Genomic DNA, 20,178 nt, shown 5'->3' on the forward strand with positions numbered 1-20,178 from the left:
GGGCGGTGTGCTCCGCGGTGCGGCCGACCCGGACATGGCGGGGCGGGGATATCTGCATGCGCAGGCTCGATTCAGTAGGTGGAGCGCATTTCACCGGTCGGGCCTCGGGGCCCGCTGCGCGCCCGCCGGACAGGGCGGTGATGGTGTGCCAAACGCATACCACTTGCCGACATCTTAATCCGCGGCGTGGTCCTGTCTAGAGGTCGAACGAGAGGTAACGCGGCGGGATTGCGACGGTCGAACGGCATTGTTCGCCGTATAACGGGACAAATGGTCCGCCCGATCCGGCCAAAGCCGCCGTGCACCAGGGCTTACCACTTAGAACCAGATGGCTACACTGACCCGGACCACCCAGACAGGAGACCCGGATGAAGTTCAGTCAACTGGTCGGCCCCCGCCGCTCCGAGGTCGTCACCGCCGACGATCCGATCCCCGGCGACCACGAGGTCCTGGTGGAGGTGGTGGCCTGCGGCGTGTGCACCTCGGACATCGGGCCCTGGCTCGACCACGACCCGGCCGGGCCGCCGGTCCGGCTCGGCCACGAGATGGTCGGCCGGGTGCTCGCCGCCGGCCGCGACGCGGACCGCTGGCGCGCCGGCGACCTGGTGACGGGCCTGGGCGGCGACGGGTTCGCCACCCACGCGGTGATGGACGCGAACGCGGTGCTGCCGGTCCCGCCCGGCGTCGAACCGGCGCACGCGATCGGTGAACCCGTCGCCGACCTCGAGGAGGCGCTGTCCCGCACGCCGATCGCCCCCGGCGCCCACGTCGCCGTGGTCGGCCTGGGCTTCATGGGGCTCGGCCTGGTACAGCTCGCCCGGCGGCACGCCCCGGGACTGCTCGTCGGCGTGGACCCCGACCCGGCCCGCCGCCGGCGTGCCCTCGCCCTCGGCGCCGACCTCGCCTTCGCACCCGACGAGCTGCCCGAGGAGTACCGCGCCGCGACCACCCGCGCCACCGACGCCCGCCCGGGGATCGTGCTGGAAGCCACCGGCGCCACCGGCGGGTTGCGGACGGCGGGCAGCATGGTCCGGCCGTTCGGCACGCTGTGCGTGGTCGGCTACCACCACACCGGCGACGCGATGATGGACATGGACCTCTGGTACAAGGCCGTCACGGTCGTCAACGGCTTCTGCCCCGACCGCACCCGGCTGGTCGCCGCGATGCGCCGCGCCCTCGACCTGGTCGCCGACCGGCGGTTCAGCTACGCGCCGCTGATCACCCACCGGTTCGGCCTCGACGACGTGGACGAGGCGTTCCGCACCATGCGGGAGGCCGGCCCCGACTTCGTCAAGGGCGTCGTGCTCCTGTGAGACGGCGCCGCGCGGCTGCGCGCGGGTGCGCGGCGACCGCGGGCACCGCCGGTGCCGCGGGCACGGGCGTGCCGACCGCCGGTGCCGCGGGCGCGAACGCCACGGCGACGGACGGCACGGCCAGTGGCGTTACGGCGATCGGTGTCACGGCGACGGGCGTCGAGGCGACCGGTGTCACGACCGCGCGAACGACGTCCGCAGCCGGTACCGGTCGCCCGCGTACTGGATGGTCGAGACGAACAACGGCTCCTGCCGTGCGCTCAGCGCGAGCTGACGCATCACGAGCACCGGATCGCCGGGCGCCAGATCCAGGTGCTCGGCGGCCCGCTCGTCGGCCTTCGTCGCCTCGATGGTGCTGTCCGCGCGCACCGGCTCCACCCCCGCCGCCGACAGCGTCGAGTACAGCGAACGTTCCGTGAAGTCCACGTCCCCGATGTCCGGCACCAGCGCCCGCCGCAGCCAGGTCAGGTCCAGCGCTATCGGCACGCCCTCCAGCAGCCGCACCCGCTCCAGCCGGAACAGCGGCGTGCCCGGCGCGATCCCCAGTTGCTCCGCCTCGTCGATGCTCGCCGGGGTCGTCTCGGCGCGCAGCACCGTCGAGTGCGGAGTCAGGCCCATCCGGCTCGCGGTCTCGCTGAAGGACTCCAGGTTGTTGGGCCACTCCTTCTTCTGCGCGGCCTGGGCGACGTACCAGCCCCGGCCGTGCGACGGGCTCAGCACCCCGGCCTCGACCAGGTCCGCCAGCGCCTTGCGCAGCGTCACCCGGCTGATCCCCAACTGCCGGCACAGCTCCCGCTCGGGCGGCAGCCGGCCCCCGGGCCGCAGCACCCCGCGGTCGATCTCGCCGCGGATCACGTGGACCGCCTGGATCCACAGCGGCTCGGGATACCCGGGCAGCACCGCGCCGGAGACCTCGGGCGAGTCAGTCATACGGTGAAGCCCCCAGCGTGATCTGCTCCGGTGAACAAGCGCGGATTACCTTAGCTTGACCAGCGACTCTCTGGCCAGGAGCCACCACGGGCGGTGGCGAGATCCCAGCGCGTCCACGCGGGCGCCGCCCCCGCACCGGGAACGGCGCCGCCCCCGCACCGGGAACGGCGCGGCCCCCTCCGCCCGGTGTCAGGGCCGGGCGAAGGGGGCGCGCGGATCAGGGGACGCCGCAGGTCGGATGGGTGCGCCCGCGCACGGGCGCGGCACGCGGACCTGCCGCGCAGGGACGTTTCAGCCCGCGCCCTGCCCGAGGTCGGCCGCAGAGGAGGGCGCCGTCCGGTCGGCACCGCGCGCCCGGCCCGCCGAGGTGGACGGCCACCACGAGCGCTCGCCGAGCGCGAGCAGACCCGCGGGCACCAGCACCGTGCGCACCAGCAGGGTGTCGAGCAGCACGCCCACCGCGATGGCACTGCCCACCTGGGCCACCGGCACGTACGGCAGCCGGGACAGCGCCCCGAAGGTGGAGGCCAGGACCACGCCGGCCGCGGTGATCACGCCACCGGTCACGCTCAACCCGCGCAGCATCCCCTCGTGGATGCCCAGCGTCCGCGCCTCCTCGCGCACCCGACCGATCAGGAAGATGTTGTAGTCCACCCCGAGCGCGATGAGGAACACGAAGATGTACAGCGGCAGTTGCGCCTCGATGCCCGGGTAGCCCAGCGCGTGCCACAGCAGGCTCGCGAGCCCGAAGGCCGCCGCGAAGCTCAGCGCCGTGGTGAGCACCAGCACGACCGGCGCGACCAGCGCCCGCACCAGGATCGAGATGATGATCAGCACCACCACCAGGACCAGCGGGATCAGCACCTTCGCGTCCCGGTCGGCCGCCTGCGCGGTGTCGTACTGCACCGCGGGGCCGCCGCCGACCAGCGCGCCGGGCGCCTGGGCGTCCAGCCGGCCGCGCAGGTCCTTCAGCACGTCGTAGCCCTGCGAGCCGTACGGCGGGACCGACAGCGTCACGTCGGTCGCGGAGTAGCGGCCGACCGGGTCGGCGGCCTGGACGGCCGCGACCTGCGGCGTGCCGCTCGCCACCGAGGCCACCTTCGCCGCCTCGTCCGGCGGGCTGAGCACGGTCAGCGGATCGGTGGCGCCGGCCGGGAAGTGCGCGACGACCAGGTGCCGTCCCACCACACTGTCCTTCTGCCCCTTGACGATCGCGACCGGGTCGTTGCTCGTGTGCAGCGAGGCCAGCCCGGTGCAGGCGGCGCCCAGCAGCACCACCGCGCCGATCGCGACCGGCACCGGCCGCCTGGCGACCCACTGCCCGATCGAACGCCACGCCCGCGAGCCCTCCTCGTGGCCCTCCGTCGGTCGCGGGACCAGCGGCCAGAAACCGGGCCGCCCGACCAGGAGCAGCAGCGCGGGCAGCAGGGTGACCTGGCCGACCAGCACCGCCGCGATCGCCACCGCCGCCACCGGGCCCAGCCCCCGCAGCGCCGCGGACTGCGCCGCCAGCAGGCACAGCATCCCGCACACCACCGTCGCCGCGGACGCCGCCACCGACGGCAGCGTCCTCCGCAGCGCGACCGCCATCGCCTCCACGGGCGTCGGCCGCGCTCGCAGTTCCTCCCGGTAGCGGTGCACCAGCAGCAGCGCGTAGTCGGTGGAGGTGCCGAGCACCAGCACCGTCAGGATCGCGGTCGAGATGGAGGTGACCGTGAAGCCCGCCGACGCCAGACCGGAGGTCATCGCCTTCGCCGCGATCAGCGAGGCGATCGTGCCGATCAGCGGGAAGATCCACAGGACCGGACTGCGGTAGACCAGCAGCAGCACCACCACGACGATCGACAGCGAGATCAGCAGCAGCGTGTTCTGGTCGCCGATGCCGCCGTCCGCGCTCAGTGCGGCCGCGCCGGTGACCTTCACCTCCAGGCCGTCGCCCGCCTCCTTCACCGGACCCGCGACCGCCTTGCGGATCGCCTTCACCGCGTCACCGTCGGCGTCCGACTGATCCTTGGTCAGCGCGTTGACGTCCACGCTGAACAGCGCGGCCTTCCCGTCCTTCGACGCGACCACGCCGTCGGGCTTCGCCAGGTGCGGCACCTTGCCGACGAGGTCCGCCACGGCCGCGCGCGCCCGCGTCACCGCGGCGGAGTCGGCGGCGGACAACCCCGCGGCACGCACCAGCACCACGTCCGCCTGGTCCGTCTTCGGTCTGCCCTTGGTGGCCGCGTCCTGGATCTCGGCCACCTTCGTGGAGGCCGCCTTCGCCGGCAGGTTCGCCTGCGCGGTGTCGTTGGTCTTGCCGCCGAGACTGTCGGACAGCGGGTTGAGCACGACGACGAGGGCCAGCCAGATGGCGAGCACCAGCCAGCGCGCCCAGCGCAGGGTGCGCGCCAGACGGTCGGCCGGGCCCGTTGGGGGGGCATCGACGGACGGGGTTTGCAACACGACTCCTAGAACAGCGGGTAGGGCGCCCTGGACCGAGGTCTGCTCGGCAACGGTCGGCGGCCGGCGGAGGCTGAGGACGGGGCGTGTACCCGTCGCCGGGCCGGGCGAAAACGACTCGTGCCGTGGACGGAAGGGGGTCCACGGCACGAGCGGCCGAGCGGGCGGTGGAAGAGGAGGAGCCGGGCAGCACCGAGGTGACACGCCGTCGCCATCGGTGGCATCCTCATCGCCTTGTGTGACCTTGCCGGGGGGTTCGTGGGCCTGCGCGGCGGCCCCGCCCCGCCGCGCCGAACCAGGCGAAGGCGCGATGATGCTGCGGAATCGGGCGACTACCAGTTATTCACCGTAGCAGCGCGGCCCGTCGAATTACCAGCGTTCAACTGGAACAGGCGCGCAGTCGAACAGTCGGCGACGCCCCCGTACAACTGCCCACGGCACTCGGCGCGTTGCGGCGAGCGGCTCCGGACGCCGCCGGAATTCGCGTTCCGGCGTTCTCCCCGTTGTGCGCAACTGCCACCCCGCAGTTGAACGGCGAACGCAGTCGAACATGTGCCTGGACAGCTCTGGGGCCGCCGGTTAGTCTCCTCGACGGCGGATGATCAGACAGCGGCGCTGTATATGTGCGTCCTCGCAAGTGATGAAGACATCGGCTCGGATGGACATTGCAACCTGAGAGGTGCTGACTGTGGGATTCAAGTTCACGCTCATTCTCAACAGAGAGATAACGGAGCAGGAAACGGCCGACCTTCGTGACGCCGGTTGCGCGCAGGCCGAATTCAGCACCGACACGCTGCCCACCGACGCCTCCGTCACCGTGGCGCGGCTCGACTTCGACGACACCGAGTCCACCAGCCTCGCCGAAGCCATCGAGGCCGGCCTCGAAGCCGTCAAGAAGGTCCCGGAACTCAGCGTTCCCGGCCTCAATGTCCCTGCTCAGCCTGCCCACTTGGAGTCGGACGAGGAGCAGGCCGCACAATCCGGCCAGGCCGCCGACACCGACCAGGCCGCGACCGCCGACCAGGCCAGGGACGCCGACCTGGTCGAGGCCGCCGCCTCGGAGTAGCCGGCACCCGGAACGCGAGGGAAGCGCCGGCACCCGCCGGCGAGCTGGTGCGCGGCGCTGCGCCCCCCTGGTTCGACCACCCGACTGCCTCTTGTGCCTTCAGCCGAATTCAGGGAACTGCGTCGACACATGGCTACCGAAGCAAAACTCCGTGATTACCTCAGACTCGTCACGGCAAATCTCCAGAAGGCGCGCCAGCGGATCCGCGAGATGGAGCAGCGGAACCAGGAACCCATAGCCATCGTGGGAATGGGCTGCCGGTATCCCGGCGGCGTCCGCGGGCCGGAGGACCTCTGGCGGCTGGTCGAACAGGAAACCGACGCCGTCGGGGGATTTCCCACCGACCGCGGCTGGGACGCCGAATCGCTCTACCACCCCGATCCGGACCATCCCGGCACCACCTACAGCCGCCACGGCGGATTCATCGAGGGCGCCGCCGATTTCGATTCCGGCTTCTTCGGGATCAGCCCGCGCGAGGCGCTGGCTATGGACCCGCAGCAGCGGCTGCTGCTCGAAGTCGCCTGGGAAGCACTCGAACGGGCCGGGATCGAGCCGACCTCGCTGCGCGGCACGCGCGCCGGGGTCTTCGCCGGCGCCTTCTCCTCCGGCTACGGCTCCGGCCTCCCCGAGCAGGACGCGAGCACCGAGGGCCACCTCATCACCGGCACCGCGACCAGCGTGCTGTCCGGCCGGGTGGCCTTCACCCTCGGCTTCGAGGGCCCCGCCGTCACCGTGGACACCGCCTGCTCGTCCGCGCTGGTCTCGCTCCACCTCGCCTGCCGGTCGCTGCGCGCCGGCGAGTGCTCACTCGCGCTGGCCGGCGGCGTGTCGATCATGGTCAAGCCCACGGTGTTCGTCGGCTTCTCCCGCCAGCGCGGCATGTCCGTGGACGGCCGCTGCAAGTCCTTCGGCGCGGACGCCGACGGCTCCGGCTGGGCCGAGGGCGCCGGCATGATCGTCCTCGAACGCCTGTCGGACGCACGGCACAACGGCCACCGGGTGCTGGCCGTGGTCGAGGGCAGCGCGGTCAACCAGGACGGCGCGTCCAACGGTCTGACGGCGCCGAACGGCCCCTCCCAGCAGCGTGTCATCCGGGCGGCGCTGCGGAACGCGGGAATCGGTCCGGCCGATGTGGACGTGGTGGAGGCGCACGGTTCGGGGACGTCGCTGGGCGACCCCATCGAGGCGCAGGCACTCCTGGAGACCTACGGTCAGCAGCGCACCGGGGACCGGCCGTTGTGGCTCGGCTCGGTGAAGTCGAACATCGGACACGCCCAAGCGGCGTCCGGCGCCGCGGGCATCATCAAGATGGTGCAGGCGCTGCGGCACGGCATGCTGCCGAAGACGCTGCACGCCGGGACACCCACTCCGCACGTCGACTGGTCCATCGGCGACGTGCGCCTGCTGAACGAGGCGGTCGCCTGGCCCGCGGACGTCGAACGCCCGCGCCGGGCCGGCGTGTCGGGGTTCGGGATCAGCGGGACGAACGCGCACGTCATCCTCTCGGATCCGCCCGCCGAGGCACCCGCGGAAGTCGAGCAGGAGGTGGAGGAGGGCGACGCGCCCCAGGCGGAGACGCGGCCGGCGGTGCTCGACCCGGCCCCGGTGCCGTGGGTGGTGTCGGGTCGTTCGGCCGCGGGGTTGCGGGGGCAGGCGGGGCGGTTGCGGGAGGCGTTGGTCGCGCGGCCGGAGTTGGGTGGGTCGGATGGTGCGCGGGATGTGGGGTGGTCGTTGGCGGTGTCGCGTGCGGTGTTCGAGCATCGTGCGGTGGTCTTGGACGGTGGTGTGGACGGTTTTGCGGGGTTGGGTGCGTTGGCTGGGGGTGGCGAACTGATCCCGGCCGCGGGTGTGGTGTCGGGTGTGGTGTCTGCGGTGGGTACCGGTCGTTCGGTGTTTGTGTTTCCGGGTCAGGGTGCGCAGTGGGTGGGGATGGGGCGGGAGTTGTTGGGGTCGTCGCCGGTGTTTGCGGCGCGGTTGGCGGAGTGTGGGGCGGTGTTGGAGCCGTTGGTGGGGTGGTCGTTGGTGGATGTGGTGGCGGGTTCTGGTTCGGGTTCGGGTGGTGGTGTGGAGGGGTTGTCGTTGGGGTCGGCTGAGGTGTTTCAGCCGGTGTTGTGGGGGGTGTTGGTGGCGTTGGCTGCGGTGTGGGAGGCGGTGGGGGTGGTGCCGGATGCGGTGGTGGGTCATTCGCAGGGGGAGGTTGCGGCGGCGGTGGTGGCGGGTGTGTTGTCTCTTGGGGATGCGGCGCGGGTGGTGGTGGCGCGGTCGCGTGCGTTGTCGGGTCTTGGTGTGTCGGGGTCGATGGTGTCGGTGGTGATGCCGGAGTCTCGTGTGCGGGAGTTGATGGTGCCGTGGGGTGAGCGGTTGTCGGTGGCGGCGGTGAATGGTCCGGCGGCGGTGGTGGTGTCGGGTGAGCCGGGGGCGGTGGAGGAGTTTGAGGGGGTGTTGGCGAGGGCGCGGGTGTTGCGGTGGCGGTTGCCGGTGGTGGATTACGTGGCGCATGCGGCGGGTGCGGATGGTTTGGAGGGTGTGCTGCGGGCGGAGTTGGGGGGGATCGTGCCGGCTCCGGCGCGGGTGCCGATGTATTCGTCGACGTTGTCGCGGTGGGTCTCCGGTGAGGAGTTGGATGCGGGTTACTGGTTTGCGAATGTGCGGGAGACGGTGCGGTTCGCGGACGCGGTGGGGGTGTTGCTGGGTGAGGGTTTCCGGTCGTTCGTGGAGGTGTCGGCGCAGCCGGTGTTGACGGGGGCGGTGGCGGAGTGTGCGGACGAGGCCGGCGTGGAACTCGCCCTCGTCACGGGGACGGTGGAGCGTGAGGACGCGGGTGCGCGTCGTTTGGTGGAGTCGTTCGCGCGGGCGTTCGTGGCGGGTCTTCCGGTGGACTGGGCGGCCGTGGTCGGTGGTGGCGAGCTGGTGGAGTTGCCGACGTATGCGTTCCAGCGGCAGCGCTTCTGGCCCGAGGGCACCATCCGCGGCAGCCGTGACGTCACCGGTACCCGGGACGCCGAAGGCTGGCGGTACACCACCACGTGGACCGACCTCCCCGACCTCGCTGCCGGCCCCGCCACCCTCACCGGCACCTGGCTCGTCGTGGCCCCGGCGGCGGGCGGCGACCGTGACCGTACCGACGCGTGCGTGCGTGCGCTGGCCGACGGCGGCGCCGAGGTCCTGACGCTCCGCGTCGAGCACGCGGACCTCGACCGGGCCGCCTTCGCCGCGAGGATCGCGGCGGCCACGGACGGCCCCGGGATCGCAGGCGTCGTCTCGACGCTCGCCTGGGACGACGCGCCGCTGACGGCGCTCCCCGCCGTACCGGCCGGAGTGGCGGCCACGCAGACGCTGGTCCAGGCCCTCGGCGACGCGGAGGTCGACGCGCCGCTGTGGCTGCTGACCTCCGGTGCGGTCGCCACCGGTCCCGACGACGTGCTCGGCAGCCCGCTCCAGGCGCAGGTGTGGGGCATGGGCCGGGTCGTGGCGCTGGAGCACCCGGACCGCTGGGGCGGCCTGGTCGACCTGCCCCCCACCCTCGACGCACCCGCCGCCGGCCGGCTCCGCGCGGTCCTCAACGGAGCCGGCGAGGAGGACCAGCTCGCCGTCCGCGCCGACTCCGTCCTCGCCCGCCGCCTGGCACACGCCGGCCCCCGCGACGCCTCGGCGGCCCCCTGGACCCCGCGCGACACGGTCCTGGTCACCGGCGGCACCGGCGCGATCGCCGGACACGTCGCCGACTGGCTGGCCGAGCACGGTGCCGCCCGCCTCGTCCTGACCAGCCGCTCCGGCCCGTCGGCCACCGACGCCGCCGCCCTTGCCGCCCGCCTCGCCGACGGCGGCGCCGACGTCGAGGTCCTCGCCTGCGACGTCGCGCACCGCGCCGGCCTGGCCGCCGTCCTGGACCGGGTGGACGGTACCGGCCCGCGGCTGAGTGCCGTCCTGCACACCGCCGGCCTCGTGCAAGAGACCGCCGTCGCCGACACCACGCTGGACGAACTGTCCCGCGTCCTGGACGCCAAGGCCCGCGGCGCCGCGCTGCTCGACGAGCTGACCGCCGACCGCGACCTCGACGCGTTCGTGCTCTTCTCCTCCATCGCCGCGACCTGGGGCTCCGGCACCCAGCCCGCCTACGCCGCGGCCAACGCCTACCTGGACGCGCTCGCCGAGAACCGCCGCTCCCGCGGCCTGCCCGCGACCTCCGTGGCCTGGGGCCTGTGGGGCGTCGGCGGCATGGGCTCCGGCGACGGTGAGGACTACGTGCTGCGGCGCGGTGTGCGGAGGATGCCCCCCGGGCCGCTGGTCCGCACCCTCGGGAAGTCCGTCGGCGCCGACGACGTGCAGCTCACCGTCGCCGACGTGGACTGGGCGACCTTCGCGCCCGTGTTCACCCTGCGCCGCCCCAGCCGGCTGCTCGCGGGACTGCCCGAGGTCGTACGGGCGCTCGACGACGGGACCGCCGGACAGGAGGCCGACGGCGGCGCCACGGCGCCCGGCGCCGGGACCGCCCTCGCCCGCCGGCTCGCCGGCCTCCAGCGCGCCGAGCAGGACCTGGCCCTGCTGGACGTGGTGCGCGTCGAGACCGCGGGCGTGCTGCGGATGACCGAGCCGTCCGACGTGGACACCCGCCGCGCCTTCAGCGAGATGGGCTTCGACTCGCTGATGGCGCTGGAGCTGCGCAATCGCGTCGCCGCCGCCACCGGCCTGGCGCTGCCCGCCACGCTGCTCTTCGACCATCCGACGGTGGCGGACGTCGCCGCCCTCCTGCGCGAGAACCTGCTCGGCGCCCTCACGGACCCGGAGGCGCCGGCGCCCGGTACGTCCGCCGCGGGACGGCACGCGGGCGGACCCGGGCCGTACGCCGACGAGCCGATCGCCATCGTCGCGATGGGCTGCCGCCTGCCCGGCGGGGTGCGCGCCCCCGAGGACCTGTGGGACCTGGTGGCGGGCGGCACCGACGCCACCTCCGCGTTCCCCACCGACCGCGGCTGGGACGCGACCGCGCTGTTCGACCCCGACCCGGACCGGATCGGCACGCACTACACGCGCGGTGGCGGATTCGTCCAGCGGGCTGGGGAGTTCGACGCCGACTTCTTCGGGATCAGCCCGCGTGAGGCGCTGGCCATGGACCCCCAGCAGCGGCTGCTGCTGGAGACCTCGTGGGAGGCGTTCGAGCGCGCCGGCATCGACCAGTCCGCGCTGCGCGGCAGCAGGACCGGCGTGTTCGTCGGCGGCACGACGACCAGTTACGGCGCCGCGCTGCCCGACGAGTTGGAGGGGCACCGCTCCACCGGCACCGCGGCGAGCATCCTCACCGGGCGGCTGTCCTACCTGCTCGGCCTCGAAGGCCCCGCGATGACCGTGGACACCGCCTGCTCCTCCTCGCTGGTCGCGCTGCACCTGGCCGCGCAGGCCCTGCGCAGCGGTGAGTGCGACCTCGCCCTGGCCGGCGGCGTGACCGTGATGCCGACGCCGGAGTGGTTCGTCTGGTTCTCCCGGCAGCGCGGCCTCGCCCCTGACGGCCGCAGCAAGGCGTTCTCGGCCGCGGCCGACGGCATGGGCATGGCCGAGGGCGTCGGCGTCCTCCTCGTGGAGCGGCTGTCGGACGCGCGGCGCAACGGGCACCGGGTCCTCGCGCTGGTGCGGGGCAGCGCGGTGAACCAGGACGGTGCGTCGAACGGCCTGACCGCGCCGAACGGTCCGTCCCAACAGCGGGTCATCCGCGCCGCGCTGGCCAGCGCCGAGCTGACGTCCGCCGACGTGGACGCGGTCGAGGCGCACGGCACCGGCACGCCTCTCGGCGACCCGATCGAGGCGCAGGCGCTCATGGCGACCTACGGCCAGGGCCGGCCGGAGGACCGGCCGCTGTGGCTGGGATCGGTCAAGTCGAACATCGGGCACGCGCAGTGGGCGGCGGGCGTGGCCGGCGTGATCAAGATGGTGCTGGCGATGGAGCGGCAGGAGCTGCCGCGGACGCTGCACGCCGACGAGCCGTCGCCGCACATCGACTGGACGGCGGGGAACGTCCGCCTGCTCCAGGAGGCACGGGCATGGCCCGCGACCGGTGGGCGGGTGCGGCGCGCGGGTGTGTCCTCGTTCGGGATCAGCGGGACGAACGCGCACGTGATCCTGGAGGAGGCGCCGGTCGAGGAGGAGGCTTCTCCGGTTGGTGTGACGGTGCCCGGGGTCGTCGGGGGCGTGGTGCCGTGGGTGGTGTCGGGGCGTTCGGAGGGGGCGCTGCGCGGGCAGGCGGCGCGGTTGCGTGAACTGGTGCTGGCGCGCCCGGACATGGACCCGGTGGATGTGGGGTGGTCGTTGGCGTCGTCGCGGTCGGTGTTCGAGCACCGCGCGGTGGTGACGGGCGACCACGTGGAGGGGTTGTCCGCGGTCGCGGAGGGTGCGGCGGTTCCGGGTGTGGTGAGCGGTGTCGCGCGGGGTGGGGCGCGGGTGGGGTTCGTGTTCGCGGGTCAGGGGTCGCAGCGGGCGGGGATGGCGGCGGGGTTGTATGCGGCGTCTCCGGTGTTCGCGGCGGTGTTCGACCGGGTGTGCGGGCTGCTTGGGTCCCACCTTGATGTGCCGTTGCGTGAGGTTGTCCTTGACGGTGTCGAGGGTGATGCCCGGGCGGATTTGACGGTGTTCGCGCAGGCGGGGTTGTTCGCGCTTCAGGTCGGTCTGGTGGAGGTTTTGGCGGCGTGTGGGGTGCGGCCGGCTGTGGTGGCGGGGCATTCCGTGGGTGAGGTGGCGGCTGCGTATGTGGCGGGTGTGCTGTCGCTGGAGGATGCGTGTGCGCTCGTGGCGGGGCGTGGTCGGGTGATGCAGGCGCTGCCGGAGGGCGGCGCGATGGCGTCGATCGCCGTGTCCGAGGCGGACGCGATCGAGGTGATCGGTGAGCGTGCGGATGTCGGGATCGCTGCGGTCAACGGCCCGGCCGCGGTGGTGGTGTCGGGTGAGCAGGACGCCGTGGACGCGGTGGCTGCGGTGTTCGCCGAGCGCGGGGTGCGGGTGCGTTCGTTGCGGGTGAGCCATGCGTTCCATTCGCATCGGATGGACCCGGTGCTGGACGAACTGGCTCGGATCGCGGGCGGGCTGGCGTATGCGCCGGCTGAGGTGCCGTGGGTGAGTACGTCCACGGGTGCGGTCGTGGAGTCCTGTGACGGCTCGTACTGGGCCGAGCAGGCGCGGGGGGCTGTGCGGTACGCCGACGCCGTGACGGCCATGGCCGGCCTCGACGTGGGCGTCTTCCTGGAGATCGGACCCGACGGCACTCTCTCGCTCCTCGGGGCGCCCAACGCGCCCGAGGCCGAGTTCGTGTCGTTGCAGCGGCCGGGGCATGACGCCGCGGGGGCGTTCGTGGACGGGCTGGCGCAGGCGTGGGTGCGGGGGGTGTCCGTGGACTGGGCGGCGCTGATCGGTTCGGGCGAGCGGGTGGACCTGCCGACGTACGCCTTCCAGCACGCGTGGTTCTGGCCGACCGTCGTGACGGGTGTGGCCGGGGGCGATGACGACGGCGCCGCGACGAGTGCGGAGCGCAGGTTCTGGGCGGCGGTCGAGGGCGGCGACCTTTCCACGGTCGCCGAGACGCTCGCCCTGGACGGCGAGGCGGAGGGGTTGAGCGGCCTCGTTCCCGCGCTGGCGGCGTGGCACGGGCGGGAGCGGAACCGCGCGGTCACGGACCGGTGGCGCTACCGGGAGACCTGGACCGGCGTGGCGGAGCCGGCGGCCGGCGCGCGGCCCACGGGATCGTGGCTGCTCGTCACGCCGTCCGGGCCGGACGGCGCGCACGGGCAGGCCGACGCGGTGGCGGCGGTGCTCGGTGCGGGCGGCGGCCGTGTCGTCGTGGTCGAGGGCGGGTGCGACCGCGGGGCGATGGCGACGCGGCTCGGTGAACTGGTCGCGACGCACGGCGGGTTCGCGGGCGTCGTGTCCCTGCTGGCGCTCGACGGTGCCGAGGTGCCCGGCCGGCCCGGCGTGTCGGCGGGGCTGGCCGGCACCTTGAGCCTCCTCCAGGCCCTCGGGGACGCCGGTCTGGACGAGGCCCCGCTGTGGCTCGTCACGCAGGGCGCGGTCGCGACCGGCATCGGCGAGGAGGTGGGCAACCCGGCACAGGCGCAGGTGTGGGGCCTCGGCCGGGTCGCGGCACTGGAGTTCCAGGAGCGCTGGGGCGGCCTGGTCGACCTGCCGCCCGTGCTCGACGAGCGTGCGGGCGTACGGCTCGCCGGGGTGCTGGCGGGCAACGGTGAGAACGAGGTGGCGATCCGCGGTGCGGGCGCCTTCGCCCGGCGGCTTTCGCGGGCGGGGTTGGCTGGTTCGGTGGGGGAGGGGTGGTCGCCGCGGGGTGCGGTGTTGGTGACGGGTGGGAGTGGGGCGATTGCGGGTCGTCTGGCGGGGTGGTTGGTGGGGCGGGGTGCGTCGCGGGTGGTGTTGGCGAGTCGTTCGGGTGCGTCGGCTGCGGGTGTGGCGGGGTTGGCGGCGCGGGTGGCTGGTGGGGGTGCTGCGGTGGATGTGGTGGTGTGTGATGTGGCGGTGCGGGAGCAGGTGGCGGGGTTGGTGGAGTGGGTGGATGGGGGTGGTGTGGGGCTGTCGGCGGTGATGCATACGGCGGGTGTGGTGGATGACGGTCTGCTGGCGGGGATGGGTGTGGGGAGTCTGTCGTCGGTGTTGGGGGCGAAGGCGACGGGTGCGGCGGTGTTGGACGAGGTGACGGCGGGTCGGGAGCTGGACGCGTTCGTGTTGTTCTCGTCGGCCGCGGCGACCCTCGGCGGCGCCGGACAGGGCAACTACGGTGCAGCCAACGCCTACTTGGACGCGCTGGCCCAGGCGCGGCGGGCCCGCGGCCTGGCCGGGCTGTCCGTCGCGTGGGGCCCGTGGGCGGCGGGCGGCATGGCGCAGGCGAGCGAGGCGGTCCGCCGGCGGCTGAGCCGCGGCCCGCTGCCGGAGATGGACCCGGCACTGGCCCTCCAGGCGCTCGGCCAGGCCCTGGTGGAGAACGCGCCCACGCTCGCCGTGATGGACGTCGACTGGTCGCAGTTCGACGCGACGGCCGTGCGCGCGGTGGCCGACCTGCCGGAGGTCGCGGCGTCGGCGCGTACGGCCGCCGCCACCGCCGGTGTCGCGGGCGGACAGTTGGCGCGTACGGTGGCCGGCCTGGGACGGGCCGACCAACTGCGTACGCTCACCGACCTCGTACGGGCGGAGGCGGCCGCGGTCCTCGGCCATCCCACGGCCGACACCGTCGCCGGGGACCGCGCGTTCGGCGATCTCGGCATCGACTCGCTGACCGGTCTCGAACTGCGGCGCCGGCTCGACCGGTTGACCGCGCTGAAGCTCCCGGCCACGCTCGTGTTCGACTACCCGACCCCGGCGGCGATCGGCGCCTTCCTGCGCGCCCGCCTGGTCGGCGACGACACCCCTGCGGGGTCGGACACGGCCCCCGCGGGCCCCGTGCCGCCGCCCGGTCAGGGGGCCGATCAGGACCCGATCGTCATCGTCGGGATGGGCTGCCGCTTCCCCGGCGGCGTCCGCGACCCCGAAGGGCTGTGGAACCTGCTCGCGTCCGGGACGGACGCGATCGCCGGGCTGCCCCAGGACCGCGGCTGGGACCTGGCCAAGCTCGACGGGCCCGAGCCGGAGGCCGGCTACGTCCGCGAGGGCGGGTTCCTCTACGAAGCCACCGACTTCGACCCCGGCTTCTTCGGGATCAGCCCGCGTGAGGCGCTGGCCATGGACCCGCAGCAGCGGGTGCTCCTCGAAGTGGCCTGGGAGAGCCTGGAACGCGCCGGCATCGACCCGCGTTCGCTGCGCGGCTCGCGCACGGGCGTCTTCGTCGGCGGCTACTTCTCCGGCTACGGCACCGGCCTCCAGGACGCGCTCGACGCCGGTGTCGAGGGGCTGGCCGACAAGGGGCTCCAGGGCAACATGGTGAGCGGCAACGCCACCAGCGTGTTGTCCGGTCGGCTTTCCTTCACCTTCGGATTCGAGGGGCCCTCGCTCACCGTCGACACGGCCTGCTCCTCGACGCTGGTCGCGCTGCACACGGCCGGCAAGGCGCTGCGGGACGGCGAGTGCTCGATGGCCCTGGTCGCCGGGGTCTCGGTGTTCGCCAGCCCTGTCTGGTTCGGCTTCACCCGGGAGCGGCAGCAGGGCGAGTCCCCGGACGGCCGCTGCAAGTCCTTCGGCGCGGGCGCCGACGGCATGGGCATGTCCGAGGGCGCAGGTGTGGTCGTGGTCGAGCGGCTCTCGGACGCGCGGCGCAACGGCCACCGGGTGCTGGCCGTGGTCGAGGGCAGCGCGTTGAACCAGGACGGCGCGTCGAACGGTCTGACGGCGCCGAACGGTCCTTCCCAGCAGCGTGTCATCCGGGCGGCGTTGCGGAACGCGGGGATCGGTCCGGCCGATGTGGACGTGGTGGAGGCGCACGGTTCGGGGACGTCGCTGGGCGACCCGATCGAGGCGCAGGCGGTGATCGCGGCCTACGGCCAGGAGCGGCCGGAGGAGCGGCCGTTGTGGCTGGGGTCGGTGAAGTCGAACATCGGCCACCCGCAGGCGGCGGCCGGTGCGGCGGGCCTGATCAAGATGGTGCTGGCGTTGCGGCACGGGGTGTTGCCGAAGACGTTGCACGCGGAGGAGCCGACGCCGCACGTGGACTGGTCGGCGGGGAACGTGCGGGTGCTGAACGAGGCCGTGGCGTGGCCTTCGGGTGACGGGCGGCCGCGCCGGGCGGGTGTGTCGGGGTTCGGGATCAGTGGGACGAACGCGCATGTCATCTTGAGGGAGCCGCCGGTCGAGGAGTTGGCGGGAGAGGCGGCTGGGGAGTCGGGTCTTCCGGGTCTTCCGGTGGTTCCGGTGGTGTCGGGTGTGGTGCCGTGGGTGGTGTCGGGTCGTTCGGACGCTGGGTTGCGGGCGCAGGCGGGGCGGTTGCGTGAACTGGTCCGTGCTAGCTCGGCGTTGGGTGGGCCCGATGGTGTGCGGGGTGTGGGGTGGTCGTTGGCGGTGTCGCGTGCGGTGTTCGAGCATCGTGCGGTGGTGTTGGACGGTGGTGTGGATGGTTTTGCGGGGTTGGGTGCGTTGGCTGGGGGTGGCGAACTGATCCCGGCCGCGGGTGTGGTGTCGGGTGTGGTGTCGGCGTCGGGCACGGGTCGTTCGGTGTTTGTGTTTCCGGGTCAGGGTGCGCAGTGGGTGGGGATGGGGCGGGAGTTGTTGGGGTCGTCGCCGGTGTTTGCGGCGCGGTTGGCGGAGTGTGGTGCGGTGTTGGAGCCGTTGGTGGGGTGGTCGTTGGTGGAGGTGGTGGCGGGTTCGGGTGGTGGTGTGGAGGGGTTGTCGTTGGGGTCGGCTGAGGTGTTTCAGCCGGTGTTGTGGGGGGTGTTGGTGGCGTTGGCTGCGGTGTGGGAGGCGGTGGGGGTGGTGCCGGATGCGGTGGTGGGTCATTCGCAGGGGGAGGTTGCGGCGGCGGTGGTGGCGGGGGTGTTGTCGTTGGGGGATGCGGCGCGGGTGGTGGTGGCGCGGTCGCGTGCGTTGTCAGGGTTGGGTGTTTCGGGGTCGATGGTGTCGGTGGTGATGCCGGAGTCTCGTGTGCGGGAGTTGATGGTGCCGTGGGGTGATCGGCTTGCGGTGGCGGCGGTGAATGGTCCGGCGGCGGTGGTGGTGTCGGGTGAGCCGGGGGCGGTGGAGGAGTTCGAGGGGGCTTTGGCGAAGGCGCGGGTGTTGCGGTGGCGGTTGCCGGTGGTGGATTACGTGGCGCATGCGGCGGGTGCGGATGGTCTGGAGGGTGTGCTGCGGGCGGAGTTGGGCGGGATCGTGCCGGCTCCGGCGCGGGTGCCGATGTATTCGACGGTGCGGGGTGGGTGGGTTGAGGGGCCGGAGTTGGATGCCGGGTATTGGTTTGCGAATGTGCGGGAGACGGTGCGGTTCGCGGATGCGGTCGGGGCTTTGGTGGGTGAGGGGTTCCGGTCGTTTGTGGAGGTGTCGGCGCAGCCGGTGTTGACCGGGCCGGTGGCGGAGTGTGCGGAAGAAGCCGGTGTGGAACTCGCCCTCGTCACGGGGACGGTGGAGCGTGAGGACGCGGGTGCGCGTCGTCTGGTGGAGTCGTTCGCGCGGGCGTTCGTGGCGGGTCTTCCGGTCGACTGGGCGGCCGTCGTCGGCTGGGGCGAGCTGGTGGAGTTGCCGACGTATCCCTTCCAGCGGCAGCGCTTCTGGCCTGACGCCATCGCGACGTCGGGTGCGAAGCCGGCGGGCGGCGGGTCCAGAGCCGCGGCCGCGGACGCGGTCGAGGAGCGGTTCTGGGCGTCGGTGGAGCGCGGGGATGTCGCTGCGTTGGCGCAGTCGCTGTCGATTGAGGACGCGGAGAGTCTGGCGGAGTTGGTGCCGGCTCTGGCGGCGTGGCGCAAGGGTGAGCGGGAGCGTTCGGCGACCGAGAACTGGCGCTACCGGGTGACGTGGGCTCCCGTGGCCGAGCCCGCCGCCGGTTCGTTGACCGGGCGTTGGCTGCTGGTGGCGCCGGAGGGCTGTGACCTCGCCGGTTCGGTGGAGGGTGCGCTGTCCGCCCGCGGTGCCGAGGCGGTCACCGTGGAGGTCGTACCCGGCGAGCTGGAGCGTACGGGCCTGGCGGAACGGCTCATCGTGACGGCGAACGGTGACGTGGCCGGAGTCGTGTCGCTGCTGGCGTGCGACGAGGTGCCGTTGGCGTCGTACCCGGAGGTGGCGTCCGGCCTGGCGGGGACCCAGCTACTGGTGCAGGCGCTGGGCGACGCCGGGGTCGACCGGGCGCCGTTGTGGGTGCTGACGCGGGGCGCGGTGGCCGCGGTGCCCGGTGAGGTGCTGGCGAGCCCGGTGCAGGCGCAGGTGTGGGGGATGGGCCGGGTGGTCGGTCTGGAGCATCCGGAGCGGTGGGGTGGTCTGGTCGATCTGCCGGAGGTGTTCGACGAGCGGGCCGGGGTCCGGCTGTGCGCGGTGTTGTCGGGTGCCACGGGTGACGAGGACCAGCTCGCCATCCGCAGTACGGGGATCGTGGGTCGGCGTCTGACCCGGGCTCCGCGCCCCCGGATGGCGGCGGAAGTGTGGTCGCCGCGGGGTTCGGTGCTGGTGACCGGTGGTACGGGGGCGATCGGCGGGCACGTGGCCGGTTGGCTGGCGGAGCGCGGTGCGCCCCGGGTCGTCCTGACCAGCCGCAGCGGCCCGGCCGCCGTCGGACTGCCGCGACTCGCCGCGGATCTGGCCGCGTGCGGCAGCCAGGTCACCGTGATCTCCGCCGACATCGCCGACCGGGACCAGGCCGCCGGCCTCGTCGCCCGGATCCCCGCCGACGGGCCCGCCCTGACCGCCGTCCTGCACACCGCGGGCATCACCCAGACCACCGCGACCGCGGACACCACCGTGGAGGAGTTGGCCGCGGTCATGCGCGCCAAGACCGCGGGTGCGGCGCTGCTCGACGAGCTGACGGCGGACGCCGGTCTGGACGCGTTCGTGCTGTTCTCCTCGATCGCGGCGACCTGGGGCAGCGGCTGGCAGCCCGCCTACTCCGCGGCCAACACGTATCTCGACGCGCTCGCCGAGGACCGCCGCTCGCGCGGCTTGCCCGCCACCTCCGTGGCCTGGGGCCCCTGGGACGGGGGCGGCATGACGAACGCGGACGCCGCCGAGCAGTTGGAGCGCCGCGGCCTGCGGATGATGGACCCGGCCCTCCTGGTCCGCGCGCTGGCCGAGGTGGTGGAGGGCGACGAGGGCCCGGTCACCGTCGCGGACGTGGACTGGGCGGGGTTCGCCCCCGCGTTCACCGTACGGCGGGACAGCCCGCTGCTGTCGCTGCTGCCGGAGGCCGCCCGTGCCGTCGCGGCAGCCCGGGCCGAGGCCGCGCGCGACGCGCGGGACGCGGCGGCCGGCGGGGCGGGCGAGGACCTGGCCCGGCAGCTCGCGGGCAAGTCCCGCGCCGACCAGGAGCGCTTCCTGACCGGCCTGGTCCGCGGCGAGGCGGCGCCGATCCTCGGCCACGACACGTCCGGGGGTATCGAGGCGGGCCGGGCGTTCAGCGACCTCGGCTTCGACTCGATCGCCGCCGTGAAACTGCGCAACCGGCTGAGCGCGGTCACCGGTCTCAGCCTGCCGACCACGGTCCTCTTCGAACACCCGACCCCCGCCGCCCTCGGGGCGCACCTGCGGGCGGAACTGGAGCGGGAGGCGGCCGCCGCCGCCCCGCCGCACTCCGCGGAGAGCGCCGACGAGGCCATCGACCGTCTGGAGGCCCTGCTCGCGGCATCGGCCGCCGGCACGGAGGACGCCGAGTCCGCCCGGATCGCGGCCCGCCTGGAGTCCGTGACGGCGAAGTGGCAGCAGGCGCGCGGCGCCGCGGACGCGGTCGCCGACCAGCTCGCCGCCTCGACGGATGACGAGGTCTTCCACTTCATCGGCAAGGAGTTCGGCATCTCGTGAAGAACGAAGGAGAGACCT

Annotated in this window: 5 protein-coding genes; 3 read left to right on the top strand and 2 right to left on the bottom strand. The window is 73.4% G+C overall.

Annotation, left to right across the window (positions count from 1 at the left end; translation table 11 throughout):
• Positions 1-368 precede the first annotated feature (368 nt).
• Positions 369-1,313 (top strand): zinc-dependent alcohol dehydrogenase, encoded by a 945-nt coding sequence (locus tag RVR_RS35640; RefSeq protein WP_202238176.1) that lies wholly within the window; start codon positions 369-371, stop codon positions 1,311-1,313.
• 174 nt (positions 1,314-1,487) lie between these two features.
• Here RVR_RS35640 and RVR_RS35645 read toward each other — a convergent pair whose 3' ends face one another.
• Complete coding sequence (locus RVR_RS35645) at positions 1,488-2,243, bottom strand: GntR family transcriptional regulator (protein ID WP_202238177.1); 756 nt, start codon at positions 2,241-2,243, stop codon at positions 1,488-1,490.
• 291 nt (positions 2,244-2,534) lie between these two features.
• The gene (locus RVR_RS35650) at positions 2,535-4,688 is read right to left on the bottom strand and encodes an MMPL family transporter (protein WP_202238178.1); all 2,154 of its coding nucleotides are present in this window, start codon (positions 4,686-4,688) and stop codon (positions 2,535-2,537) included.
• Between the two features lie 688 nt (positions 4,689-5,376).
• On the opposite strand from RVR_RS35650, the gene RVR_RS35655 reads away from it, so the two are divergent.
• Together RVR_RS35655 and RVR_RS35660 are read left to right on the top strand one after the other, a co-directional pair.
• The gene (locus tag RVR_RS35655; protein ID WP_202238179.1) at positions 5,377-5,754 is read left to right on the top strand and encodes a hypothetical protein; all 378 of its coding nucleotides are present in this window, start codon (positions 5,377-5,379) and stop codon (positions 5,752-5,754) included.
• 129 nt (positions 5,755-5,883) lie between these two features.
• Entirely contained in the window at positions 5,884-20,160 is a 14,277-nt protein-coding gene (locus tag RVR_RS35660) for a type I polyketide synthase (protein WP_202238180.1), read from the top strand.
• Positions 20,161-20,178 lie beyond the last annotated feature (18 nt).

It is taken from the genome of Streptomyces sp. SN-593, assembly GCF_016756395.1.
GTDB lineage: Bacteria > Actinomycetota > Actinomycetes > Streptomycetales > Streptomycetaceae > Actinacidiphila > Actinacidiphila reveromycinica.